Source organism: Oceanimonas sp. GK1 (assembly GCF_000243075.1).
Lineage (GTDB): Bacteria > Pseudomonadota > Gammaproteobacteria > Enterobacterales > Aeromonadaceae > Oceanimonas.
Genome location: NC_016745.1, coordinates 1797736 through 1820383, shown reverse-complemented (window position 1 = coordinate 1820383; position 22648 = coordinate 1797736). Strand labels below are relative to the sequence as shown.

The 22648-nt window shown below is 62.1% G+C and carries 25 protein-coding genes; 17 read left to right on the top strand and 8 right to left on the bottom strand.

The features are described from left to right. Positions 1–394: 394 nt before the first annotated feature. A complete protein-coding gene (locus GU3_RS08630) occupies positions 395–1408 on the bottom strand; it encodes an IS110 family transposase (protein ID WP_014292146.1) in 1014 nt (337 codons plus the stop codon). On the opposite strand from GU3_RS08630, the gene GU3_RS17050 reads away from it, so the two are divergent. From GU3_RS17050 to ruvX, 8 genes are all read left to right on the top strand, one after another. Then, positions 1401–1760, top strand: coding sequence for a hypothetical protein (locus GU3_RS17050; RefSeq protein ID WP_148265875.1), 360 nt, complete (start codon positions 1401–1403; stop codon positions 1758–1760). The two genes, GU3_RS08630 and GU3_RS17050, sit on opposite strands and share 8 nt — an antisense overlap. 5 nt (positions 1761–1765) lie before the next feature. After that, a complete protein-coding gene (locus tag GU3_RS08625; protein ID WP_014292145.1) occupies positions 1766–2278 on the top strand; it encodes a SprT family zinc-dependent metalloprotease in 513 nt (170 codons plus the stop codon). Beyond that, positions 2275–2745, top strand: a complete 471-nt coding sequence (locus GU3_RS08620) for a peroxiredoxin (RefSeq protein WP_014292144.1) — start codon at positions 2275–2277, stop codon at positions 2743–2745. Before GU3_RS08625 ends, GU3_RS08620 begins: the two co-directional genes overlap by 4 nt. A 191-nt stretch (positions 2746–2936) precedes the next feature. Continuing rightward, complete coding sequence (locus tag GU3_RS08615; protein WP_148265954.1) at positions 2937–3584, top strand: endonuclease; 648 nt, start codon at positions 2937–2939, stop codon at positions 3582–3584. After that, positions 3562–4293, top strand: coding sequence for a 16S rRNA (uracil(1498)-N(3))-methyltransferase (rsmE, locus tag GU3_RS08610; RefSeq protein ID WP_014292142.1), 732 nt, complete (start codon positions 3562–3564; stop codon positions 4291–4293). The genes GU3_RS08615 and rsmE overlap by 23 nt, the downstream gene beginning before the upstream one ends. After that, positions 4290–5237 (top strand): glutathione synthase, encoded by a 948-nt coding sequence (gene gshB / locus GU3_RS08605; protein ID WP_014292141.1) that lies wholly within the window; start codon positions 4290–4292, stop codon positions 5235–5237. The genes rsmE and gshB overlap by 4 nt, the downstream gene beginning before the upstream one ends. Before the next feature lie 57 nt (positions 5238–5294). Beyond that, entirely contained in the window at positions 5295–5849 is a 555-nt protein-coding gene (locus GU3_RS08600) for a YqgE/AlgH family protein (RefSeq protein WP_014292140.1), read from the top strand. Next, entirely contained in the window at positions 5846–6274 is a 429-nt protein-coding gene (gene ruvX / locus GU3_RS08595; RefSeq protein ID WP_014292139.1) for a Holliday junction resolvase RuvX, read from the top strand. The genes GU3_RS08600 and ruvX overlap by 4 nt, the downstream gene beginning before the upstream one ends. Positions 6275–6337: 63 nt before the next feature. Here ruvX and GU3_RS08590 read toward each other — a convergent pair whose 3' ends face one another. Then, entirely contained in the window at positions 6338–6922 is a 585-nt protein-coding gene (locus GU3_RS08590) for a response regulator transcription factor (RefSeq protein WP_014292138.1), read from the bottom strand. After that, the gene (locus tag GU3_RS08585; RefSeq protein ID WP_148265874.1) at positions 6922–8577 is read right to left on the bottom strand and encodes a PhnD/SsuA/transferrin family substrate-binding protein; all 1656 of its coding nucleotides are present in this window, start codon (positions 8575–8577) and stop codon (positions 6922–6924) included. Before GU3_RS08585 ends, GU3_RS08590 begins: the two co-directional genes overlap by 1 nt. 183 nt (positions 8578–8760) lie before the next feature. On the opposite strand from GU3_RS08585, the gene dsrO reads away from it, so the two are divergent. The 3 genes from dsrO to GU3_RS08570 are packed head-to-tail and all read left to right on the top strand — an operon-like array spanning position 8761 to position 13610. Further along, the gene (gene dsrO, locus GU3_RS08580) at positions 8761–9477 is read left to right on the top strand and encodes a sulfate reduction electron transfer complex DsrMKJOP subunit DsrO (RefSeq protein ID WP_014292136.1); all 717 of its coding nucleotides are present in this window, start codon (positions 8761–8763) and stop codon (positions 9475–9477) included. A gap of 16 nt (positions 9478–9493) precedes the next feature. Continuing rightward, a complete protein-coding gene (gene nrfD / locus GU3_RS08575; RefSeq protein ID WP_014292135.1) occupies positions 9494–10549 on the top strand; it encodes an NrfD/PsrC family molybdoenzyme membrane anchor subunit in 1056 nt (351 codons plus the stop codon). Next, positions 10542–13610: a molybdopterin dinucleotide binding domain-containing protein gene (locus tag GU3_RS08570; RefSeq protein ID WP_014292134.1), complete on the top strand. Its 3069-nt coding sequence runs from the start codon at positions 10542–10544 to the stop codon at positions 13608–13610. Before nrfD ends, GU3_RS08570 begins: the two co-directional genes overlap by 8 nt. Positions 13611–14041: 431 nt before the next feature. Here the strand turns inward: GU3_RS08570 and GU3_RS08565 are convergent, their stop codons facing one another. Then, positions 14042–14527 (bottom strand): prolyl-tRNA synthetase associated domain-containing protein, encoded by a 486-nt coding sequence (locus GU3_RS08565; RefSeq protein WP_014292133.1) that lies wholly within the window; start codon positions 14525–14527, stop codon positions 14042–14044. 112 nt (positions 14528–14639) lie between these two features. On the opposite strand from GU3_RS08565, the gene GU3_RS08560 reads away from it, so the two are divergent. Further along, on the top strand, positions 14640–15635 hold the full coding sequence (locus tag GU3_RS08560; RefSeq protein WP_014292132.1) for an LLM class flavin-dependent oxidoreductase: 996 nt from the start codon (positions 14640–14642) through the stop codon (positions 15633–15635). A 3-nt stretch (positions 15636–15638) separates the two neighbouring features. On the opposite strand, the gene GU3_RS08555 is transcribed toward GU3_RS08560, so the two are convergent. Continuing rightward, positions 15639–15941, bottom strand: a complete 303-nt coding sequence (locus GU3_RS08555; protein WP_014292131.1) for a putative quinol monooxygenase — start codon at positions 15939–15941, stop codon at positions 15639–15641. Between the two features lie 73 nt (positions 15942–16014). Between GU3_RS08555 and GU3_RS08550 the strand changes: the two genes are divergently transcribed. From GU3_RS08550 to GU3_RS08535, 3 genes are all read left to right on the top strand, one after another. Further along, positions 16015–16416 (top strand): VOC family protein, encoded by a 402-nt coding sequence (locus GU3_RS08550; protein ID WP_014292130.1) that lies wholly within the window; start codon positions 16015–16017, stop codon positions 16414–16416. Positions 16417–16532: 116 nt separating this feature from the next. Continuing rightward, positions 16533–17576, top strand: a complete 1044-nt coding sequence (locus GU3_RS08545; protein ID WP_014292129.1) for a 3-deoxy-7-phosphoheptulonate synthase — start codon at positions 16533–16535, stop codon at positions 17574–17576. Between the two features lie 79 nt (positions 17577–17655). After that, positions 17656–18833, top strand: a protein-coding gene (locus GU3_RS08535; protein ID WP_148265849.1) for an IS3 family transposase whose coding sequence is annotated in 2 segments (ribosomal slippage) — positions 17656–17947 and positions 17947–18833 — 1179 coding nt in all. Because the reading frame shifts where the segments join, the coding sequence is not laid out codon by codon here. A gap of 64 nt (positions 18834–18897) precedes the next feature. Here GU3_RS08535 and GU3_RS08530 read toward each other — a convergent pair. Genes GU3_RS08530 through GU3_RS08520 form a run of 3 tightly spaced genes read right to left on the bottom strand, consistent with a single transcriptional unit; the run spans position 18898 to position 21434 of the window. Then, positions 18898–19641, bottom strand: a complete 744-nt coding sequence (locus GU3_RS08530) for an ATP-binding cassette domain-containing protein (protein WP_014292128.1) — start codon at positions 19639–19641, stop codon at positions 18898–18900. Then, positions 19628–20653, bottom strand: a complete 1026-nt coding sequence (gene btuC / locus GU3_RS08525; protein WP_014292127.1) for a vitamin B12 ABC transporter permease BtuC — start codon at positions 20651–20653, stop codon at positions 19628–19630. Before btuC ends, GU3_RS08530 begins: the two co-directional genes overlap by 14 nt. A 1-nt stretch (position 20654) precedes the next feature. After that, positions 20655–21434, bottom strand: a complete 780-nt coding sequence (locus GU3_RS08520) for a TSUP family transporter (RefSeq protein ID WP_014292126.1) — start codon at positions 21432–21434, stop codon at positions 20655–20657. A gap of 124 nt (positions 21435–21558) precedes the next feature. Here GU3_RS08520 and msrA point away from each other — a divergent pair, with 124 nt between their 5' ends. Both msrA and msrB read left to right on the top strand, forming a co-directional pair. Continuing rightward, on the top strand, positions 21559–22173 hold the full coding sequence (gene msrA / locus GU3_RS08515; RefSeq protein ID WP_014292125.1) for a peptide-methionine (S)-S-oxide reductase MsrA: 615 nt from the start codon (positions 21559–21561) through the stop codon (positions 22171–22173). Between the two features lie 2 nt (positions 22174–22175). Beyond that, positions 22176–22646, top strand: coding sequence for a peptide-methionine (R)-S-oxide reductase MsrB (msrB, locus tag GU3_RS08510; protein ID WP_014292124.1), 471 nt, complete (start codon positions 22176–22178; stop codon positions 22644–22646). Positions 22647–22648: the final 2 nt, after the last annotated feature.

Genomic DNA, 22648 nt, shown 5'->3' with positions numbered 1-22648 from the left:
TTGCCGATAAAAATCGCCGCGCGAAGCAGCAGCGCGGTTGCGCTCCGCCGACACGCTTCAAGCACACTCCCTGTGTCGCTCGAAAATGCCATATATGGACACCTCGCTTTTCGCCAGTGGGGTTTCCGTGTTTTGGCAGCCAGGATTAACTGCATCCGTATATTCGGCCTGTGTTGATGAGTGAGTCATTGGCTCACTCTGGCCCTAATGAGAACCGCGCCCTTGCTGCCTATCGTCCTTACGGAGTTCAGACTCCTGACATTTTCTCGGCGTTTGCAAGGGCCGGTTTAACCTGTTGCCTCATTCACGTTTTCCACATCGCGTTTCGTCGGGGTGATAACCTCTTGTTTTCCTTCCTGTTAAACGGGGTTTAATTCAGTTTCTTTAGGTCAGCTCAGGCTGCCCGATAGTGCTCCTGCCTGAACAGCATGACCCAGATAATCCGTGCCAGCTTGTTGGCCGTGGCCACCGCAGCGCGTTGCTTGCCTCTGCGCTCGGCCAGCTGTTTGACCCACAGCGATAACCGGTCGGTGGCCTTGTTCAGGTGCCGGATAATCGACCAGGCACCTTGTATCAACAGCTTGCGCAAGTACCCATTACCACGCTTGGTGATACTGCCCAGCTTTTGTTTGCCGCCACTGGAATGCTCTTTCGGTACCAGCCCCAGGTTGGCAGAAAAGTGCCGGGCATTGCGGTACTGACTGCCGTTGCCGACAAAGGCGACCATGGCGGTCGCGGTCACCGCGCCTACACCTCGAATGTCAATGAGTCGGGCGCAGGCCTCGTTATCGCGACATTGCTGTTCGATGTCTTTATCCAGGCACCGAATAGCCTCATCCAGTTGCTGCCATTCTTCCAGGATGTCACAACAATAGGTCCGAGCCCGTGGCGTCAGTTCGTTACTAGCATCCTCCAACAGCAAGGGCATGGCTTGCTTTAACGTCTCTTTACCGCCAGCCAGAACGATGCCGTACTCATTGAGCAAGCCCCGTAACTGATTAATCAACCGGGTTCGCTCGCCGATGCGGCGCTCTCGCAGCCGGTGTACCAGGCTGATGTCGGTCTGCTCCAGCGTACGCGGCGGTACAAACGTCATGTTGGGGCGCCGTGCCGCCTCACAGATAGCAAAGGCATCATTACGGTCGTTCTTGTTCCCCTTGACGAAGGGTTTCACATGCTGGGGCGGCAGCAACATCACCTGATGTCCCCGCTGCTGCAGGGCTCTGCCCCAGTAATTGGAGCCGCTGCAGGCTTCCATCGCAATGGGCACCTGAGGGTACTGACTAAGCAGCTCCAGTACCTTGTGACGGGTCACGCTGCGATTGAATACCGCCTTGCCAGCTTGATTAACACCACAAATCTGAATCACATTCTTTGCCAAATCGAGACCAATGAGCGTAATGTTCATAGTGGACACCTTTTGTGGTTATTTGAGCTTCAACCCAAATATGGCGCATTACGACGCCGCTTACCCAAGAGGTGTCCATCTCATCATCCATGGCATTTTATGGTCGGCTCCGGCAATCCCCACTGCTGCTTCGGGCAACATCGGCGTTGTCAGTTTGCTGTCAGTCAGCGCCAAGCGTTCTGAGGAGAGCAAGGGGCGTCTGCTTCGCCGTGTCCTTCGCGCCAGGGATGGCGCGACGGAGCGTACAGGGAGGTATTCACAGCGTGCCGGAGAAGCAGTGCGCCTTGACCGGCGACAGAGCACAGCTTTGCATACAGTAATATTGGTGACCAAGACGGGCTGGCAGCTTTAAAAACCATGAAACCTGACGATTCCCTTTTTCAGCAAGTACAAGACAGAGTCACCGAGTGCCTGGCCCTGGCCGAGCACCATACCGGCCGGCATTTTGATCCGCCACTGGTGCGCTTTAACCAGCGCGGCCGTATTGCCGGCTCTGCCTGGACCGAACGCTGGGAGCTGCGCTTTAATCCGGTGCTGCTGGCCGACAACGCCGAGCACTTCCTCACCGATATCGTGCCCCACGAGGTGGCCCACCTGGTGGCCTTTGCCCTGCACGGCCGGGTGCGCCCCCATGGCCGGGAATGGCAGGCCATCATGACAGAGGTGTTCGGCGTGGAGCCCCGCACCCGGCACCGGCTCAACACCGCGAAAGTCGCCCCGGTTTTCAGCTATGATTGCGGCTGCCGCATTCACAAGCTCAGCCTGCGCCGGCACAACAGCGTGCTGCGCGGCCAGAAACGCTACCAGTGCCTGCACTGCGGCCAGCCATTAACCCGAGTGAAAGCCTCATCCAAAAGGAAAACGCCATGATTCAGTCCGGTCACCCCCTGCCCCAGCACGACTTCACCTTTATTACCGACAGCGGCAAAAGCAGCGTCGACACCCACACTCTGTTTGCCAACAAAAAGGCGGTGATTTTCGCCGTACCCGGCGCCTTTACCCCCACCTGCTCCCAGGCGCATCTGCCGGGCTTTGTCGCGCTGGAAGACGAATTTCAACGCAAGGGTGTGGCGCTGTTCTGCCTGTCGGTCAACGACGCCTTCGTAATGCGCGCCTGGCAGCAAAGCCAGAACGCCGAGGCCATTACCATGCTGGCGGACGGCGACGGCGCCTTTACGCAAGCCCTGGGGCTGGCCAAGGACACCGGCACCTTTGGCGGCCTGCGTGCCCAGCGCTTTGCCCTGGTGGTGGACAACGGCGTGGTTACTCACGTCTGCGTGGAAGCCCCCGGCAAGCTGGAGGTGTCTTCCGCCGAGGCCATGCTGAAGCTCGTGTAACGCACGTTTACGACTCCCCTTCGACACATCGGCACGCAACCCGGCCGATGTGTCGGGATCTCCAATCCCCACTTTTCCCCGCCCCGCCGCCAGTGGTAAGCTTGCGCGCACAAAAACCAACATAACAACGAGTCGTGCGCTATTTTCTTCTAATCCTGAGCCTGTGCTCCTCGCTGGCTTACGGCGAAGCCATGTCGTTTCGCCAGGCCAAAAAGGTGGCCCCGGGCATTTACAACGATAACCTTAAAACCTTTTATTGCGGCTGCAACATAGATACACAGGGTAAAAAACTGGTACCGGATCTGGCCGGTTGCGGCTACCAGGTGCGCAAACAGCAACAGCGTGCCAGCCGCATCGAGTGGGAGCACGTGGTGCCCGCCTGGGAATTCGGCCACCAGCGCCAGTGCTGGCAACAGGGCGGTCGCAAAAACTGCACCCGCAAGGACGAGCTGTTCCGGCAGATGGAAGGCGACCTGCACAACCTGGTGCCGGCGGTGGGCGAGGTGAACGGCGATCGCTCCAACTACCGTTTTTCCGAATGGAACGGCAAACCGGTACAATACGGTCAGTGTCAAATGCTGGTGGACTTCAAAGGCCGCAAGGTACAGCCACCGGAGCAAAGCCGGGGCGCCATTGCCCGCACCTATCTGTATATGCAGCAGCAGTACCGGCTGAAAATTGCCCGCCAGCAGCAAAAACTGTTTGAGGCCTGGAACCGGCAATACCCGGCCAGTCCCTGGGAGTGCGAGCGGGACAACCGCATCAGCCGCATTCAGGGCAATCACAACCCCTTTGTTCAGGAGCAATGCAAAAACTATGCGTATACCCCGAATCCATGAGCCGGGCCAGCTTGCCACCGGCCAGGAGCTGAGCCTGTCTGAGGATGGCGCCAACCACGTGGGTCGGGTGCTGCGCATGCAGGCCGGCCAGCCGCTGGTACTGTTCAACGGTGAAGGCGGCCAGTACGCCGCCGACATCATCGAGGCCGGCAAGAAGACGGTGCGGGTGCGCATCGGTGCCTTCAGCGCCGACGAGGTGGAATCACCCCTGCACTTTCACCTGGGCCAGGTGGTGAGCCGGGGCGAAAAGATGGAGTTCACCATTCAGAAGTCGGTGGAGCTCGGCGTCAACGTCATTACTCCGCTGTTTTCCAGCCGTTGCGGCGTCAAGCTCACCGGCGAACGGCTGGAGAAGAAACTGCAGCAGTGGCAGAAAATCGCCATCGCCGCCTGCGAGCAGTGCGGCCGCAACCGCATTCCCGAGATACGCCCGGCCATGGCCCTGGCCCAGTGGCTGGCGGAAGACACCGATGAGCTCAAGCTCAACCTACACCCCCGCGCCGAACACAGCGTCAACACCCTGCCCGCCCCCGAGGCTGGCGTGCGCCTGCTGATCGGCCCCGAAGGGGGGCTGTCGGACGAAGAAATCATCGCCGCCCGCCAGCACGGCTTTATTGATATACTGCTCGGACCGCGCGTACTGCGCACCGAAACCGCGGCGCTCACCGCCATTACCGCCCTGCAATGCCGATTTGGAGATCTCGCATGACCATTAAACTGGGAATCGTGATGGACCCCATTCAGTCCATCAACATCAAAAAAGACACCAGCTTCGCCATGCTGCTGGAAGCCCAGCGCCGGGGCTACGAGCTGTGGTACATGGAGATGAGCGATCTCAGCCTGCGCGACGGCGAAGCCTTTGGCGACATGGCCCGGTTGTCGGTGAAGGAAGATGCCAGCCAGTGGTTCAGCCTGGGCGAGCCCGAACTCAAACCGCTGCACAGCCTGGATGTGATCCTGATGCGCAAGGATCCGCCCTTTGACACCGAATTCATCTACGCCACCTACCTGCTGGAGCGGGCCGAGGGCGAAGGGGTGCTGATCGTCAACAAGCCCCAGAGCCTGCGCGACGCCAACGAAAAGCTCTACACCGCCTGGTTTGCCTCCCACACCCCCAGTACCCTGGTGACCCGCAAGGCCGCCGACATTCGCGCCTTTCACGCCGAGCACAAGGACATCATCATGAAGCCCCTGGATGGCATGGGCGGCGCCTCCATTTTCCGGGTGAAGGAAGACGATCCCAACCTGGGGGTGATCATCGAAACCCTCACCGAGCACGGCAGCCGCTACTGCATGGTGCAGACCTACCTGCCCGCCATCAAGGACGGCGACAAGCGGGTACTGGTGGTGGACGGCGAGCCGGTGCCCTACTGCCTGGCGCGCATTCCTCAGGGCGGCGAAACCCGGGGCAACCTGGCCGCCGGCGGCCGGGGCGAGGCCCGCCCCCTGAGTGACAGCGACCGCCGCATTGCCGAGGCGCTGGGGCCGGTGCTGAAGAGCAAGGGGCTTATCTTTGTCGGCCTCGACATCATCGGCGACAAGCTCACCGAAGTGAACGTGACCAGCCCCACCTGTGTGCGGGAAATCGAGGCCGCCTTCCCGGTCAACATTACCGGCATGCTGATGGACGCCATTGAAAAACGGCTATCCTGACAGTAACACTCACTGCACCCCGGCCGTGCCGGGGCATGATACTCATAACGAGACACCATGGATTCACTGGAACATCACTTTCTCATCGCCATGCCCAGCCTCAAGGATCCCTTCTTTGCCGGCTCCGTGACCTACATCTGCGAGCATAACGAGGAAGGCGCCATGGGGCTGGTGATCAACATTCCGGTCGACATGCAGCTGCACGAGCTGCTGCACCAGCTGGAGCTGGAGCCCGAGGACGTGCCCGAGCTGGATCAGCCGGTGCTGCAGGGCGGCCCGGTGTCCGCCGACCGGGGCTTTGTGCTGCATACCCCGGTGGACGGCTTTGGCTCCAGCCGGCGGCTGTCCGACGAGCTGATGATCACCACCTCCCGGGACGTGCTGGAAAGCCTGGGCACCGACGAAGCGCCGGAAAAGTACCTGGTGGCGCTGGGCTACGCGGGCTGGACCCCGGGCCAGCTGGAGCAGGAGCTGGTGGAAAACAGCTGGCTGACGGTGCCCGCCGACAGCAGCCTGATTTTCGACACGCCCATTGGCCAGCGCTGGCACCAGGCCATTGGCCGCCTCGGCATTGACTCACGCCAGCTGTCGTCCCAGGTAGGTCACGCATGAGCCGGACTCTGCTGGGCTTTGACTACGGCCTGAAAAGCATTGGAGTGGCGGTAGGCCAGGAGCTGACCGCCAGCGCCCGCCCGCTGCTGGCGCTGAAGGCCAACGACGGCGTGCCCAACTGGGAGCAGATTGAAAAACTGCTGAAGGAATGGCAGCCGGCGTTGCTGGTGGTGGGCCTGCCGCTGAACATGGACGGCACCGAGCAGGACATCAGCCGCCGGGCGCGCAAATTCGCCAACCGGCTGCATGGCCGCTTCGGCCTGGCGGTGGAGCTGCAGGACGAACGCCTGACCACCACCGACGCCCGGGCCCGGTTGTTTGAGGCCGGCGGCTACAAGGCCCTGGGCAAGGACGCGGTGGATGCGGTCTCGGCCCAGCTTATTCTTGAGTCCTGGATGGAAAGACGTAGAGACGTAGAGACGTAGAGGAGAGAAGAAAAACGATTTACTGTCTCACGTCTTACTTTTTACGTCTCACGCCTTACGTCTTTACCCCTGATACCGCTGCCAGCAGTGCAGCAGCTCGGCCATGTTGGCCGCTTCCAGCTTGGTCATGGCCGAGGCCCGGTGCACCTCCACGGTGCGCACCGCCACGCACAGGCTTTCGGCAATGGCCTTGTTGGTCAGCCCCTGGGCCACCAGGCTCACCACCTCATGCTCCCGGGCCGACAGACGGGCAACCCGTTGCCGGGCCTGTGACCGGGCGTCCAGCTCCCGGGCCTGCTCCTTGGCCCGGGCCAGCACCTCCGCCAGCCGGCGGGCGTCCACCGGTTTTTCCAGAAAGTCCACCGCCCCCAGCTTCATGGCTTCCACCGCCTGGGGCACATCGCCATGGCCGGTGAGCAACACCACCGCCACCGGGCTCTGGCGGCGGTTCAGTTGTGCCAGCACCTCCAGCCCATCCATCTCCGGCATGGCCAGATCCAGCAACAGCACCGCTTCGGCATTGCCGTCGAACTCCTCCAGAAACCGGGTCGGCTCCGACCAGCCGGTGCTCTCAAAGCCCATGGCCTTGAGCAAAAAGCCGTTGGCGGCCAGCACCTGGGGATCGTCGTCCAGCAGGTAAATGTGCATTAGTGCTCCTTAGGCAAAAACAATTCAGACCGAGTCCCCTCGTCCACATTGGCCAGGGTCAGCTTTCCACCCAGTCGACGCGCCAGCCGGTAGCTCACCAGCAGACCAATGCCCATGCCGTGAATGCGGCTGGCGGGCAGGGTATGGCCCAGTGCCTCGATCACCACCGGCGACACGCCGCCGGCATCGTCTTCCACCGTCAGTCGCCAGCCGTCCTCCTCCTGCACGGCACAGAGCAGCACGTGCCCGCCCCGCTGTCGGCGCTCAAAGGCATCCAGGCTGTTGCCCAACAGGTTGGACAATATCTGCTCCACCGCCGGCTGTACACTCAACAGCGTGCCCTGGTCCGTACGCACGTCCAGCCGCACACCGGCGGCATTGGCCCGGGGGGTGAGCCGCTCGGCCAGCTCCCGGCACAACGCCTGGGGCGCAAAGGCCTCGGGCCCCGGCAGCGGCTGGCTGGCCCACTGGCGAAAACGGCGAATAATGTCGGCCCCCCGCTCGGTTTCGCCGACGATATGATTGAACACTTCGCGGCTGCTCTGCTCACTGGTCATCAGCTCACCGGCCTGGGCATAGGCCTGAATGGCCGAGAGCGGCTGGTTCAACTCATGGGCCAGCCCCGTGGCCATTTCTCCCAGCAGGGTGGCCTGACGGGCCCGGGCCAGCTCCTGCTCCCGGCTCTGAATAAGGCCATGCAGGCGGTCCCGCTCATCGGTGCGCCTGAGCAGCAGGCGGGTTACTCGCACATGGTGCAAGGCAATCACCAGCAATACCAGCATCAGCCCCGCCAGCCACTGCCAGTAGCCCAGCAGTACCCGGCGCAACATCTGCCAGGTGGGCGCCTCGCCGGCGTCCGGCTGCCAGTTGCGCAGCAGTTGTTCCACCTCATCCAGCCGAATGGGCGCGCCCCACAGCGGCCGGTCTTGTTGCTTCATGGCCAGCAGGGCCTGGGTGATGTCCCGCAGCAGGGTCTCGTCCCGGCTGTCGACGGCGGCAAAGCTCCAGCCCGGATACAGGGGGGTGGAGCGGACACAAGGGGTGTCGGCCTGCACCAGCAACGCCCTGAAGTCGGCCGGGTTCACCAGCCCTTCCTCGGTCATTTGCTCCAGGGTACAGGCGGGCACCATGGCCGCGTCCAGGGCGCCGTCGCGCAGCAGGTAAATCAGCGCGTCCACCGGATAACCGCGAAACTGCAAATCGACACTGGCCAGCGCCACCCCACGGCGACGCAACTGCTCCGCCACCAGCAAATAACCGCCAAAGGCCTGTTCGTGCACCGCCCCCACCCGACGTCCGGACAATTGATGGCTGGCTGTCAGGCCACTGTCGGCCCGCACCAGCAGGGTGCCCGCCACGCTTTCCCGGGCCGAGCCAAAACGCGGATCCAGCCAGGATGCCAGCCAGTTCAGCCCCTGGTGGCGGCTCAGCACATAATGGGCCGGGTTGGTCACCACAAAATCGAGCCGGCCCTCGGCCAGTTGCTGATTCAGCTGCTGCTGGGTCAGAAAGACCCCGTCGAAACGGTGTGCCGGCAGCGCCCGGTTCAAGTCATCCAGTACCGGCTGCCATTCGGTGCGGGCCCGGGCTTCGCCCCGGTAGGCCAGAAAGCCGATCTGGTAATCCGCCGCCTGGGCGAGCACCGGCAGCAACATGCCCCAGCCCGCCCATCGCACCAGACAGCGCCGAAAAAACAGCCTTATGCCAGTGATTACATAGTTTGATATCAAATATAACTTGTCCTGGATCAAGCCCATGGGGTTCTTGTGGAAAACCACAATAAAGTCGCTTGCAGCCCATCGTGACAATGGCGGTATTCCCGGTTTGAGGAGCCCGAAATGGACGCCAGCAAACGACAGTTTCTTAAAAATCTAACCGGCCTGACCGCCGGTGCCAGTCTGATCCCGATTGCCCAGGTGGACGCCACCCCGGCCGCCGGCAACAAGCGCTATGGCATGGTCATTGACCTGCGCCAATGCATTGGCTGCCAGGCCTGTACCGTCAGTTGCAGTATGGAAAATCTGCCGCCGGTGGGCCAGTTTCGTACCACGGTACAGCAATACGAGGTACAGGTCGAAAACCGCGATACCCCCACTCAGGTGATGCTGCCCAGGCTCTGCAATCACTGCGCCAATCCGCCCTGCATTCCGGTGTGCCCCACGCAGGCCACCTATCAGCGCGACGACGGCATCGTGGTGCTGGACAACCAGCAGTGCGTGGGCTGCGCCTACTGCGTGCAGGCCTGCCCCTACGACGCCCGCTTTATCAACCACGATACCCAGACCGCCGACAAATGCACCTTTTGCGTGCACCGGCTGGAAGTGGGCCTGCTGCCCGCCTGTGTGGAGTCCTGCGTGGGCGGTGCCCGGGTGATTGGCGACCTGAACAACCCTCACAGCCAGGCCCGCCGGCTGATGGCCGAGCACGCCGTTGACATCAAGGTGCTCAAGCCCGAGCAGGGCACCAGCCCGCAGGTGTATTACATCGGCCTCGGCGACGAGTTTCTGGAACGCATCGACGGTCAGCCGGGGCTCTGGTCCCCATCTCACGCCTGACCATAAGGGGCTCACCATGATTGAATTGTTAACCACCCATGCCGAAGCGCCCTGGCTGCCCTGGGCCGTGCAGTACTTCTTTTTTATTGGCATTGCCGCCTGTGCCGCCCTGCTGCTGCCGCTGGCCATGAACGCCAGCAGCGCCTGGCATCCCTGGCGCGACCGGCTGGCACTGGTGCTGGGCATCAGCGCGCTGGTGGGGCCCATGGCACTGCTGGCGGATCTGCACCAGCCCGCCCGCTTCTGGCACTTTTACACGCAACTGACTCCCAGCTCCTGGATGTGGCTGGGTGCGCTGATTTTGCCGGTTTTTGTGACCCTGTCACTGGTGGTCACCTTCAGCCTGCTGCGCACGCATCTCGAGTTTAAACAGCTCTGGATCAACCGCTGGCTGAACCTGCCGCTCTGGCCACAAGGACGAGTGCTGACCGCACTGGCCTGGCTGTGCGCACTGTCGGCACTGGGCATTCTGCTCTATACCGGCATGGAGATCATGGTGGTACGTTCCCGGGCGCTGTGGCATACCGCCTGGCTGCCAGTCAACCTGCTGCTGACCGCCCAGCTCGCCCTCACCGGCCTGCTGATGCTGCTGGAATGCCTGTTCCCGCGCCAGCAAAACGCCGCCCTGCTGCGCCGGACTCTGATCGCCGTGCTGGTGGCGCTGACCGTAACCGTATTGCTGTGGGCCATCACCGGACAGTGGCAACAGGGTGATTCCTGGCGAGAAGCGCAGCGGCTGTTTGCCCATTTTCCGTTCTGGCGGCATCTGATGCTGCTGTCGGTGGCCGGCGGCATGGTGCTCTGGTGGCTTGCCACGCTTCGCCTGCACAGTCCGCTTTCTTCCTTTGATCTGCTGCCCGCGGGCCTGGCCATGCTGTGCGCCTGGGGCTTTCGCTGGGTGGTGCTGATGAACGTGCAGACAGTGCCCAAATACGGGGCCGGTTTGTATCACCTCGATCCTCAACTGCTTTCTTCCGCCGGCGTGATTGTGGCCGGCACTCTGGGCCTGTGGCTGGCGCTGGCCGGCGCGGTATGGGCCCTGCTGGATAATTCAGGAGTCCGCCATGGATAAAAAACGACGCGCCCTGTTACAGGCTGGCATGATGGCCGGTGGCACCGGTGCCTTTGCCCTGGGCTATGCCACCCCGGTGAGCAAGGCCGTAAAAGGCCTGGTCAACGGCACCAGCGGTGTGCCCACCAATGACCGTATTGCCGGCAACGCCCTGGCCCCGGAATTCATGATTGACGCCGCCGGCGAACTGGTGATGGCAGAAAATCAGGTGGTGAGCCCGGTGCAGTGCTTTGGCTGCTGGACCCAGTGCGGACTGCGGGCCCGGGTCGATACCGCCAATAACAAGGTGCTGCGCATTGCCGGCAACCCTTACCACCCGCTGTCCAACTCCAGACCGCCGGCTCAGGAAACCCCGGTGCGTGAAGTCTATACCGGCCTTGCCGGAGAAGCGGGTATCGAGCAGCGCTCCACCGCCTGCGCCCGGGGAGCGGCGCTGGCCGAACAGTTGCAAAGCCCCTACCGGGTCACCCAAATTCTGAAGCGGGCCGGCAAACGCGGCGAAAGCAAATGGCAGACCATTCCCTTTGAGCAGCTGCTGCAGGAAGTGACTCAGGGCGGCGATCTCTTTGGTGAAGGCCATGTGGACGGTCTCAACGCCATTCGCGATCTCGACACGCCGGTGGATGCGGATAATCCCGAGTTTGGCCCCAGAGCCAACCAGCTGCTGGTGACCAACGCCGGCGACGAAGGCCGGGACAGCTTTCTCAAGCGCTTTGCTTTTAACAGCTTTGGCACCCGCAACTTTGGCCACCACGGCGGCTATTGCGGCTTTGGCTATCGCGCCGGGGCCGGGGCCGTGTTCAACGATCTGCAAAAATTCGCTCACGGCAAACCCGACTGGGATCACACCGACTTTGTGCTGTGCATCGGCACCTCGCCGGCCCAGGCCGGCAACCCCTTTAAACGCCAGGGCCGGCAGCTGGCCGCCGCCCGCAGCGACGGCGGCCTCGATTATGTGGTGGTGGCCCCTACCCTGCCCAACAGTATCAGCCGGCTGAACGATGGCCGGGGCCGCTGGGTGCCCATCAAGCCCGCCACCGACGACGCCCTGGCCCTGGCGCTGATGCGCTGGCTGATGGAAAACGACGGCATTAACGCCACCTATCTGGCTCAGCCCGGCCCCGAAGCCCAGGCCAGAGCCGGTCAGCCCAGCCACAGCAATGCCACCCATCTGGTGTTGCAGGCTCCCCATCCTCAGGCCGGCCGCTTTCTGACCGCCGCCGATCTGAATATGGGCGACGCCGAGACTTTGCTGGTTGTAAATGCCGACAGCGGTGAGCTGATGGCTCACTCCAGCGGCCGCCCTGCCGCGCTCTGGGTAGATCGTGAAATACAGATTAATGGCGAGCCGGTGCGGGTGAAATCGGCACTGCAGTGCCTGAAAGAATCCGCCTTTGCCCATTCCATTGAAGACTACAGTGCCCGCTGCGGCGTGCCGGTGAATATTATTGAAGGGCTGGGCCAGGAGCTGAAACGCCATGGCCCCAAAGCCGTGATTGATGCCCACGGCGGCATGATGAGCGGCAACGCCTTTTACACTGCCATGGCGGTGATGACCCTGAATACCCTGCTGGGTAATGTCAATGCCAAAGGCGGGCTGGCCTTGGGGGCCGGCGGTGTGGCGGCGGTGGAAAACGGCCCCCGCTACAACCTGGCCGAGTTTGACGGCATGGTGGCCCCCAAAGGGGTGTTCCTGTCCCACAACCGCTTTGCTTATGAAAAAAGCAGCGAATACCGGCGCAAGCTGGCCGCCGGTGAAGCGCCTTATCCGTCCAGAGCACCCTGGTTTTCATTTTCCTCGCCCCTGCTCACCGAGCATCTGGCGGCGGCGTTTGCAGGCTACCCCTACAAACTCAAGGCCTGGATCAGCCATATGACCAACCCGCTCTATGGCATCGGCGGCGGTCAGGCGTTTTTAGGTGAAAAGCTGAAAGACCCGGCCAACCTGCCGCTGTTTATTGCCGTGGACGGTTTTATTAACGAGACCACGGCGCTGGCAGATTATATCGTGCCCGATACCCTCACCTATGAGAGCTACGGCTTTACCAAACCCTGGAGCGGTGTGCCTCAGGCCACCACCACGGCGCGCTGGCCGGTGGTGACCCCGGCCACCCCGAAACTGGCCAACGGCGATGTTCTGGGGCTGGAAGCCTTTATCATTAATCTGGCCAAAACCATGGGGCTGCCGGGTTATAGTGATAATGCCATACGCGATCATCAAGGTGAGCTTCACGGCCTGCATACCAGCGCCGATTTTTACCTGCGCGCTGCCGCCAATCTGGCCTTTGCCGGCACGCCGGTGCCCGATGCCAGCGCCGACGATCTGGTGCTGACCAACGCCGCCCGGTTAATGCCGCTGATAGACAGCACCCTGGCCCCGGAGGAGCGACGCAAGGTGGGCTTTGTGTGCAGCCGGGGCGGCCGTTTTGCGCCCTTTGAATCGGGCTGGCAGGGCGAGCTGATGAACAAGCGCACCAAAAACAGTTTGTGCATCTGGAACCCCACCATCGGCACCAGCATTCATTCCATGACCGGCGAGCGGCTGTCGGGCTGTGCCGCCCTGTATGAGCCGCGCTTTGCCGACGGCAGCCCGATGCGGGAGCATTATTCCGAAGCCGAGTGGCCGCTGCTGGTGACCTCCTACAAGTCCCATCTGATGAGCTCGTCGAGCATCGGGGCCGAGCGGCTACGCATGATCCATCCGGAAAACCCCATCAGCCTTCATCGCAAGGATGCCGAGCGCGCCGGTATTGAGCACGGTCAGGCGGTGCGGGTGACCACCCCGGGCGGCAGTGTGGAGGGCATTGCGCTGGTGCGCGATGGCATTATGGAGGGGGCCGTGGCCATTGAGCACGGCTATGGCCACACCGAGCTGGGTGCCCGGGCCCATGTGATTGACGGCGAGGCCACGCCGGTCAATCCACGGCTGGGTGCCGGGGTCAACCAGAACGCCCTGGGGCTGATGGATCCCACCCGCAAGGAAGTGGCCAACGTCTGGCTCGACTGGACCAGCGGTGCCTCAGTAAGACAGGGACTGCCGGCGAAAATAGAAGCGATTTAAACCAGGCGGGAACCGGAAGCCGTGCGTAACGAAGCATCAGTGGGGTTGCACTACGCCGACACGCTTCGGTGAATGCCACTCACCAGTAAAGCCTGCTGCGAACATTCACTGGATGTTCGGTCAGACTTTACTGGTTCGTCACGGCGAGCAAGCTCGCCCCATGTACGCTCGAAAATGCATCTGACCGCCATGGATGGCGGGAATGCCGAATATGCAGGAGCAACTTTTCGGCCATGGCATTTTATGGTCGGCTCCGGCAATCCCCACTGCTGCTTCTAGCAACGCCGGCGTTGGCTGTTTCAAGCCACCTGTAGGCCCGGTTTTAACGCGGTTGCAAACCGGGCAGCAGTGCCACATGATGCACGGTTTGCCCCAATAAATTGGGGCCTACAGACAACACCACCAGTCCCTATTCCCCAGTCCCCAATCCCTTAAAAAGAAGGCACCGGCAGCCAGACCGGCGTATGGCCGGTTTGTTCGGTAAAGCGCTGCAAATCGGCCCGGCTCAGCAGCACGGTGGCGGTGTTGCGCAGCGGATGACAGTGAAAGTTGTCACCGTCTTGCAGATCTTCATCCAGCCACAGCTCTACCTGCTGCTGCGCATCGTTCACCAGCGCCAGCACAGACACATGGCCCGGGGCCACGCCCAGATAACGGTCCAGCCGCTCGGCCGAGGCAAACCCCAGCCGCGACCAGCCCTGCTGGCGTGACAGCGCCTTGAGATCCACCTGCTTATTCGGCGGGGTCAGCAAGAGCGCGTGCTTACGGCCATAATTGTCCCGCAGAAACAGGTTTTTCAGCCGAGTGCCGGGCCTGTCTACCAGCAGGCGATCAGCATCGTCGCAGCTGTGCAGCGGCGGGTGCTCAATCAGCGGCGGCGTAATGTGCCAGTCCGCCAGCCGGGCCATGATGTCCATGCTTCCTCTCCGTATGTCGGCCATCGACATAAGATATACCTTCTTTGGATAGCGGATACCGGCCAAATATGCTGTTATCGGGCTATTGTTTCAATCGATACCATTATCATTTATGCGCCTATTATCCAAGCTCAAACTGTCCATCCTGGATCTGGTACATATTCGTACCGGCTTTGACACCGCCGATGCTATTGCCAACTCGGTCGCTCTGGCCCGCCATGTAGAAGACCTCGGCTTTGAGCGTTTCTGGCTGGCAGAACACCACAACCTGGACGGCATCGCCAGCTCCGCCACCGCCGTGCTGGTGGGCCATATCGCCGGCCATACCTCCCGCATTCGGGTCGGCTCCGGCGGCATCATGCTGCCCAACCACCCGCCCCTGGTGGTGGCCGAGCAGTTCGGTACCCTGGCCACCCTCTATCCCGGCCGCATCGACCTGGGCCTGGGTCGGGCCCCGGGCACGGATCCCGACACCATGCGCGCCCTGCGCCGCCGGCCGGAAGACGGCGAGGACTTTCCCGAGCAGGTACAGCAGTTGCGGCAGCTGCTGGGGCCGGCACATCATGGCCAGAAGCTGATGGCCATCCCCGGCGCCGGCACCAATGTGCCCATCTGGCTGCTCGGCTCCAGCCTGTTCAGCGCCCAGCTGGCGGCGCAGCTCGGCCTGCCCTACGCCTTCGCCTCCCACTTCGCGCCGCGCATGCTGCATGAGGCGGTGGCCATCTATAAAGACCGGTTCCGGCCCTCGGAGGTGCTGGCCGAGCCCTACCTGATGCTGGGCGTGCCGGCCATCGTCGCCGACAGCGACCGGGAGGCCGAGTTCCTGGCCAGCACGGCGCGCCAGAAGGTACTGTCGCTGCTGCGCGGCGAAGGCCGCCTGTTGCAGCCGCCGGTCACCGACCTGGACCAGCGCTGGCTGCCCCACGAGCAGCGCGGGGTGGAGGGCTTCCTCGGCGCCGCCGTCATCGGCGGTCCGGACCGGGCAGCCCGGCAGTTGGAAACGCTGCTGGCCCAGACCGGCGCCGACGAGCTGATGGTGGTATCCGATATCTACGATCAGGGCGCCCGCCACCACAGCCTATCGTTGCTGGCGGACCTGGTGGGCTGAGAGTTAACGGGTCGGATTGACCGCCAGCACGTCGGCCCGGATCACCGACTGCTCGGCAATCAGCTCATTCACCACGGCGCGGCTGGCCTGGTAGTGCGGGGTTTCCTTGTGGGCGGCCAGGGCGGCTTCGTCCTGGTAGATTTCATAGAGCCAGAACAGTTCGGGATCGGCGCGGTCCTGCAGCACGTCAAAGGTGTGGCAGCCGGGCTCGTCGCGCACGGAAGCCTCGGCGTTGGGCAGCATGGCGTCGAGGAAGGCCTGGGTGGTGCCGGGCTTGAGCTTGGTTTTGACAATAATTGAATACATTGTAAACTCCATTTGTTTATTTAAATTCAACAAATAGTACACAAATATTCAGGTAACTTCCAAGGAGCCCAGAATGGACAGACCCGGTCGTTTTAACGGCATGCGCCACATCGCCTTTACCATGCCCAACCTGGAGGAATGCGTCCAGTTCTACACCGAGATCATGGGCATGGAGATCCTCAACCGTGCCAGCGACAACTTGGTGTACCTCACCTGCGGCAACGACAACCTGTCGCTGGGCCGCGCCGACGAGCCCGCCAGCGGCGTCCAGCGCATGGATCACTTTGGCTTTATCGTCGACACCAAGGAAGAGCTGGAGCAATGGTACCAGTACTTCAAGGCCAAGGGCGTGACCCTGCTGGACCAGCCCCACGATCACCGGGACGGCGCCCGCAGCTTTCACATTACCGATCCCGCAGGCAATGTGATCCAGCCCATCTACCATCCGGCCATCTCCGGCCAGCGTTTCAGTTAAGCCCTGAAAATACGTTGACCGCATAAAATTCCAAAGCCGTGGTTTTCCCTGCCACGGCTTTTGGTTATGTTAAGGGCATTGTGCTGCCGCACGTCATGATTCAAGCAGGCCATACCATGCCCTTCCCCACCGACGAACTGAGAAGCCGCCCACTGGCGACCCTGATCACCCCGCACCAGCTGGCCGAGCGCTACCCGCTCACCGAGGCCATGTCGGCCACCGTGCTCAAGGCCCGGGCCGAGATTGAGGCCATTCTCACCGGCCATAGCCACAAACTGCTGGTGATCATCGGCCCCTGCTCCATTCACGACCCGGCCGCCGCCCTGGCCTACGCCGAACGGCTGGTGACGCTTAAGGCCCGCTACGCCGACAAACTGTGCATCGTAATGCGCACCTATTTTGAAAAGCCCCGCACCATAGTGGGCTGGAAGGGGCTCATCAACGACCCGCACCTGGACGGCAGCTTTGATGTGAACACCGGCCTGGCCCTGGCCCGCAAACTGTTGGGCGACATCAACACCCTGGGCCTGCCCACCGCCACCGAATTCCTGGATATGGTGACCGGCCAGTATATTGCCGATCTGATCAGCTGGGGCGCCATCGGCGCGCGCACCACCGAAAGCCAGATCCACCGGGAAATGGCCTCGGCGCTGTCGTGCCCGGTGGGCTTTAAAAACGGCACCGACGGCAATATTCAGATTGCCCTGGACGCGGTGCGCGCCGCCGCCCACGGCCATATTTTCTGCTCGCCGGATAAAGACGGAAAGATGAGCATCTACCAGACCGACGGCAATCCTTATGGCCATGTGATTTTGCGTGGCGGCAGCGAGCCCAATTACGACGAGCACAGCATTGCCAGCGCCGCGGAGGGTCTGAAGGCCGCCGGCCTGCCCACTCACATGGTGGTGGATCTGAGCCATGGCAACAGCCGAAAACAGTACCAACGCCAACTGGATGTGGCCGATGATATTTGCCGCCAGCTTGAGGCTGGCAGCCGTTTTATTGCCGGGGTGATGATCGAGAGCTTTATCGAGCCCGGCCGTCAGGAGGTGGTAGGCGGCAAGGCGCCGGTATTCGGTCAAAGCATCACCGACGCCTGCCTGGGCTGGAATGACAGCGAGCAAGTATTAGCACGGCTTTATCAAGCGGTGAGGGGTTAGGTGTGAGGGGTGAAGAGTGAAGTGACCATCTTGGACTGGCCCGAAAAAAGTAGACACCTTCATTTAATGAGAAGGTGTTATGAAGTACAAACCCCACCGTCACTTTAGCGATGCATTCAAACGTGAGGCCGTCGAGGCCTCGCTATCCACCACAGAGACACAAGCTCAGCTTGCTGGCAGACTCGGGATCCATCCTAACCAATTGAGTCGCTGGCGCAGAGAGTGGATCATGACCAAGAAATCATCTGACAAAGCAGTTGAAAACATCGGACCAGAAAAAAGTTTGCAGGATCTGGAGCGTGAAAATGCTCGACTGAAGAAGCTGCTTGAACGAAAAGAGCTGGAGAACGAAATCCTAAAAAAGGCGCAAGAGTACTTCGCCAAGCACAGCAAGTAAGGTTTGCCTTTATCGAGGCTCACCGAAGTCAACGCTGGCGGGTCTCGATAATGTGTGAAGTACTCAATGTGTCACGAGCGGGATATTATCGTTGGCGAGCACGTCAGCATGCTCCGGGAGAACGTGTCATCAAGCGACAAACTCTGAAAACCTTCCTGCTCGAGCGAGCCAGGCAACAGAAGAATGTGCCGGGTTATCGCAAGCTGTGGCTGGAAGCACGGGATGCCGGGTTCTGCTGCGGCAAGAACCAGGTTCAGCGCTTGCTGAGAGACGCTGGTTACCATTCATGCACGGCTCTTAAAGCAGGGTATCAAAAGCCGACATCATTCTTGCCTGTGCTACCGAACTTGCTGAATCGCCGCTTCTCGGTTGGTGCGGCAAATCGAGTCTGGGTATCAGATATTACTCAAATCCGGTGCCACGAAGGCTGGCTCTACATCGCAGTAGTCCTGGACCTGGGTACACGTCGCGTGGTGAGCCGAGCCATGGGTGCCATCAATAGCGCCCAGCTGGTGCTGGAGGCCCTTGAGCAGGCATGGCAACATCAGCGGCCAGATGGGACACAGTTGTTGTTCCACTCTGACCAGGGGAGTCAGTATCGCAGCGAAGAGGTGATGAGATGGCTCACTACACGGGGAATCACCATCAGCATGTCTCGGCGAGGTAACTGCTGGGATAACGCCTGTTCGGAAAGCTTCTTCGCGCTGCTCAAGAAGGAATGGACACATCCATTAGGAATGCTCGGAAGAGACGAAATGGCAGATGAAGTCCGGTATTATACGGACGAGTATTACCCGAAAGTGCGGCGCCACATGGCGCTGGGAGGAATAACTCCCAATGCCTACGCAGCTGCCGCTTAACTTAAGTGTCTACTTTATCGGGGCCACTCCATCTCCTCACCCCTTACCCCTCACTTTCAAACATTTATTCCGGCAACAACAACCGCTGGCCGTCCTGCTCCAGCAGCCTAACCTTCACCTCAAACACCTCGGCCACCAGCTCGGGGGTTAGCACCTCGGGGCCGCCGTGAGCCACCAGCCTACCCCGGTGCAGGCACCAGATGTCGTCGCCGAACTGAGCGGCCAGGTTAATGTCGTGAATGGAGGCCACCACCGTCAGGCCCTGCGCGGCATAATGGCGCAGCAGCCGCAGGGTCGCCAATTGATGCTGCCAGTCAAGTCCCGCCAGCGGCTCGTCCAGCAACAACAGACACGCCTCGGGATTCAACCGGGGCGACACCTGCAGCAGGGTTTTGGCAATCAATAACCGCTGCTGCTCACCGCCGGACAGCGCTGACAGCGACCGGGCATAGAGGGCGTCGAGCTTGAGGTAACCGCTTAAGTGCGCCATTTCCTCACAGGCGGTTTCGCTCACCTCGCCGTGCACGCCCAGGGCCAGCAGCTCATAGCCTTTTAATCCGGCCGGCAGCACCGAATGCTGCACCAGCATGGCCCTAAGCCGCGCCAGCTCCGCCAGATCCAGAGCCCCCATGTCCTTGCCGGACAAAGATATCTGGCCGTTGGCGTCCAGCAGCCCGGCCGCCGCCAGCAGCAGGCTCGACTTGCCGCTACCGTTGGGACCCACCAGCAGGGTCAGGCGGCCGGGGTCAAGAGTGCCGCTGACCGGCCCGACCCGGTCAGCTACCTCAAGCGCCTCAAGCGTCAGCATGGCGTTTCACCAGTAACCACACAAACACCGGTGCCCCCAGGGTGGCGGTCACGGCGCCAATGGGTAACTCACCGCTCACCAGGGTTTGCCGCGCCACCACATCCGCCAGCACCAGCAGGGCGGCGCCGGCCAGGGCCGACGCCGGCAGCAGAAAGCGCTGGCGCCCGCCGGCCAGCAGCCGCAGCAAATGCGGCACCACCAGCCCCACAAAGCCGATCACCCCGGCCATGGCCACGCTGAAGGCGGTAAGCAGGCACACCGCCAACACCAGTTTGGGGCGCAAGCGGTGGGCATTCAGGCCCAGCAGCCTTGCCTGCTGTTCGCCCAGCGCCAGCAGGTCCAGCCGCCCGCCCTGGCGTACCAGCCACAGCAGCGCAAGGATTGCCGGAATCCACCAGCCCCAGGACAGCCGCTGGCCGTAGCCCAGGCTGCCCATCATCCAGAACAGAAAGGTACGCAGCGAAGCGTCGTCGGCCAGATACAGCAGCCAGGTCAGCATGGCGTTGGCAAAAATGCCCACCGCCACCCCAAACAGCAGCAAGGCCCCCTGCCCCAGCCGGCGCCGGGCCAGCAGCATCAACAGCGCCGTCACCACCAGGGCGCCGACAAAAGCCGCCAGCGACACGCCCCAGTGGGGCAGATTCCAACCCAGCCAGCCCGCCAGCGACAGGGTCAGTACCGCCGCCAGGCTGGCGCCGCTGGAAATGCCAATCAGCCCCGGCTCGGCCAGGGGGTTGTGCAGCAACACCTGCAGCACGGCGCCGCACAGCGCCAGGCTGGCCCCCACCAGCACCGCCAGCAGGGTGCGCGGCAGCCGCAGTTGCCAGAACACCTGCTGCTCCAGCGCCGACACCGGCCGCCACAGCGCCTCCAGCCCCACGCCCACCGCACCCGATTGCAGGCTGAGCAGCACCGAGGCGATCAGCACCAGGCCCAGGCCCAGCAACCAGCGGTGATAGCGCCGCTGCTGGGCGCCAAGCAAGCCGCTCAGCCCCAGCGGGTGAAGACTCATCTCAGCCTATCCAGCTGAACAGTTGCGGGTACTGTTGCCACAACAGCCGGGCCGACATCACCAGCGACACCGTCACCAGCATGGGTCGAATAATGCGGGTGCCCTTGGTAACCACCATGTTGGAGCCGAGCCTGGCCCCCAGAAACTGGCCGCCGGCCATGGCCAGACCGGCAATCCACACCACCTGCCCACCCAGAATAAAAAACAGCAGCGAGGCGATATTGGAGGTAAAGTTCAGCAGCTTGGTATGGGCCGTGGCCTTGGCCATGTTGTAGCCGGCCAGGGCGATAAAACCCAAGGCAAAAAAGGAGCCGGTGCCGGGGCCGAAAAAGCCGTCGTAAAAGCCCACGCCGGTCCCCACCACCAGGGCAAAGGGGATCACCCCCAGCCGCCGGTTTCTGTCTTCATCCCCCACCCTGGGGGAAAACAGAAAATACAGCGCAAAGGCCGCCAGCAGAAAGGGAAGCACCTTTTCCAGCACAGCGGCGTCAATACGCTGTACCAACAGGGTGCCGAGCATGCTGCCGACAAAGGTGCAGGCCACCGCCCATTTCATGGTGCGCCAGTCAATAAGCCCCCGGCGCAGGTAGTAAAAGGACGCCGAAAAGGAGCCGAAGCAGCTTTGCAGCTTGTTGGTGGCCAGCGCCATGGTGGGGGGCATGCCGGTCGCCAGCAGCGCCGGCACCGTAATCAGCCCGCCGCCGCCGGCAATGGCGTCAATAAAGCCCGCCAGCAGGGCTGCCAGCGCCAGCAACCCCAGGGTCAGCAAATCCAGTTCCATTGTTTTCCAGGTTAACGACAACAAAGGTGCCAAGATTAACAGGATGTGCCGCAAGGCAACAGTGAGCCTTGCCCCGACCTTTGGCTATGGTAACGTAGGCCGACACTATGAGGAGGAGAACCCCATGACCGACGAGGTTCTGGGCCTGTTGCCCAACGACTTTCCCGATATCGACGACAGCGCCTTTCGCCATACGGGCGAGCGCACACTGGTATTGGCCGGTGGCTGCTTCTGGTGCACCGAGGCGGTGTACCGGCAGCTGGACGGCGTGCTGGAGGTCGTCTCGGGCTATGCCGGCGGCGACGCCGACAGCGCCAACTACCCGGCGGTGTGTACCGGCACCACCCGCCATGCCGAAGCCATTCGCATCACCTACGACAGTGCCCGCATCGGCCCGGCCACACTGCTGAAGGTGTTTTTCGGCATCGCCCACGATCCCACCCAGCTCAACCGCCAGGGCAACGACACCGGCACCCAGTACCGCTCGGCGGTGTTCTGGCAGGATGAGCAGGAACGCACCCTGGTGCAGGAGTATATCGAACGGCTGGAGCAGGCCGGCGCCTTTCATCGGCCCATCGTTACCACCCTGGAGCCGCTGGAGGCCTTTTACCCCGCCGAGGACCATCACCAGGACTACGCCGCACGCCATCCCGACCAGCCCTATATCGCCGCCGTGGCCCAGCCCAAGGTGGCCAAGGTGCACCATTACTACAAACACCGGTTGAAAAAGGACATCTGAACATGGCCCAGACTCCCAGCCCTTATGATCTCACGCCGCCGGACGAGGCCCAGCGGCAGGCCCTGGCCGCAGAGCTCAGCCCGGAAGAGCGCCGCATTCTGCTGAGCCAGGGCACGGAGGCGCCCTTTTGTGGCGGCCTGCTCGACAATCACGAGGAAGGCAGCTACGTCTGCCGGCTGTGCGCCCTGCCGCTGTTTTCCTCCGCCTGCAAGTTTGAGTCGGGCTCCGGCTGGCCCAGCTTTTACGCGCCCTATCACCCGGATCACATTCGCGAGCTGGCAGATATGAGCCACGGCATGCGCCGGGTGGAAATCCGCTGCGCCCGCTGCGACAGCCACCTCGGCCACGTCTTTCCCGACGGCCCGCCGCCCACCGGCCTGCGCTACTGCCTGAACTCGGCTTCACTCGGCTTTTGCGCCAGCGGCCAGGCCAAACCCGATCCGCTCAGGCGCGGCGAGACCGACTGCCTCTGACC

What these genes read in the sequence shown, in the direction of transcription:
- GU3_RS08560 (WP_014292132.1), top strand. Translation starts at nt 14,640, where the DNA reads ATGCGCCTATTATCCAAGCTCAAACTGTCCATCCTGGATCTGGTACAT.
- GU3_RS08555 (WP_014292131.1), bottom strand. Translation starts at nt 15,941, where the DNA reads ATGTATTCAATTATTGTCAAAACCAAGCTCAAGCCCGGCACCACCCAG.
- GU3_RS08625 (WP_014292145.1), top strand. Translation starts at nt 1,766, where the DNA reads ATGAAACCTGACGATTCCCTTTTTCAGCAAGTACAAGACAGAGTCACC.
- msrA (WP_014292125.1), top strand. Translation starts at nt 21,559, where the DNA reads ATGACCGACGAGGTTCTGGGCCTGTTGCCCAACGACTTTCCCGATATC.
- GU3_RS17050 (WP_148265875.1), top strand. Translation starts at nt 1,401, where the DNA reads ATGTTCATAGTGGACACCTTTTGTGGTTATTTGAGCTTCAACCCAAAT.
- GU3_RS08630 (WP_014292146.1), bottom strand. Translation starts at nt 1,408, where the DNA reads ATGAACATTACGCTCATTGGTCTCGATTTGGCAAAGAATGTGATTCAG.
- nrfD (WP_014292135.1), top strand. Translation starts at nt 9,494, where the DNA reads ATGATTGAATTGTTAACCACCCATGCCGAAGCGCCCTGGCTGCCCTGG.
- btuC (WP_014292127.1), bottom strand. Translation starts at nt 20,653, where the DNA reads ATGAGTCTTCACCCGCTGGGGCTGAGCGGCTTGCTTGGCGCCCAGCAG.
- dsrO (WP_014292136.1), top strand. Translation starts at nt 8,761, where the DNA reads ATGGACGCCAGCAAACGACAGTTTCTTAAAAATCTAACCGGCCTGACC.
- GU3_RS08530 (WP_014292128.1), bottom strand. Translation starts at nt 19,641, where the DNA reads ATGCTGACGCTTGAGGCGCTTGAGGTAGCTGACCGGGTCGGGCCGGTC.
- gshB (WP_014292141.1), top strand. Translation starts at nt 4,290, where the DNA reads ATGACCATTAAACTGGGAATCGTGATGGACCCCATTCAGTCCATCAAC.
- GU3_RS08585 (WP_148265874.1), bottom strand. Translation starts at nt 8,577, where the DNA reads ATGTTGCTGCCGGTGCTCGCCCAGGCGGCGGATTACCAGATCGGCTTT.
- GU3_RS08600 (WP_014292140.1), top strand. Translation starts at nt 5,295, where the DNA reads ATGGATTCACTGGAACATCACTTTCTCATCGCCATGCCCAGCCTCAAG.
- rsmE (WP_014292142.1), top strand. Translation starts at nt 3,562, where the DNA reads ATGCGTATACCCCGAATCCATGAGCCGGGCCAGCTTGCCACCGGCCAG.
- msrB (WP_014292124.1), top strand. Translation starts at nt 22,176, where the DNA reads ATGGCCCAGACTCCCAGCCCTTATGATCTCACGCCGCCGGACGAGGCC.
- ruvX (WP_014292139.1), top strand. Translation starts at nt 5,846, where the DNA reads ATGAGCCGGACTCTGCTGGGCTTTGACTACGGCCTGAAAAGCATTGGA.
- GU3_RS08615 (WP_148265954.1), top strand. Translation starts at nt 2,937, where the DNA reads ATGTCGTTTCGCCAGGCCAAAAAGGTGGCCCCGGGCATTTACAACGAT.
- GU3_RS08550 (WP_014292130.1), top strand. Translation starts at nt 16,015, where the DNA reads ATGGACAGACCCGGTCGTTTTAACGGCATGCGCCACATCGCCTTTACC.
- GU3_RS08620 (WP_014292144.1), top strand. Translation starts at nt 2,275, where the DNA reads ATGATTCAGTCCGGTCACCCCCTGCCCCAGCACGACTTCACCTTTATT.
- GU3_RS08520 (WP_014292126.1), bottom strand. Translation starts at nt 21,434, where the DNA reads ATGGAACTGGATTTGCTGACCCTGGGGTTGCTGGCGCTGGCAGCCCTG.
- GU3_RS08565 (WP_014292133.1), bottom strand. Translation starts at nt 14,527, where the DNA reads ATGGACATCATGGCCCGGCTGGCGGACTGGCACATTACGCCGCCGCTG.
- GU3_RS08570 (WP_014292134.1), top strand. Translation starts at nt 10,542, where the DNA reads ATGGATAAAAAACGACGCGCCCTGTTACAGGCTGGCATGATGGCCGGT.
- GU3_RS08590 (WP_014292138.1), bottom strand. Translation starts at nt 6,922, where the DNA reads ATGCACATTTACCTGCTGGACGACGATCCCCAGGTGCTGGCCGCCAAC.
- GU3_RS08545 (WP_014292129.1), top strand. Translation starts at nt 16,533, where the DNA reads ATGCCCTTCCCCACCGACGAACTGAGAAGCCGCCCACTGGCGACCCTG.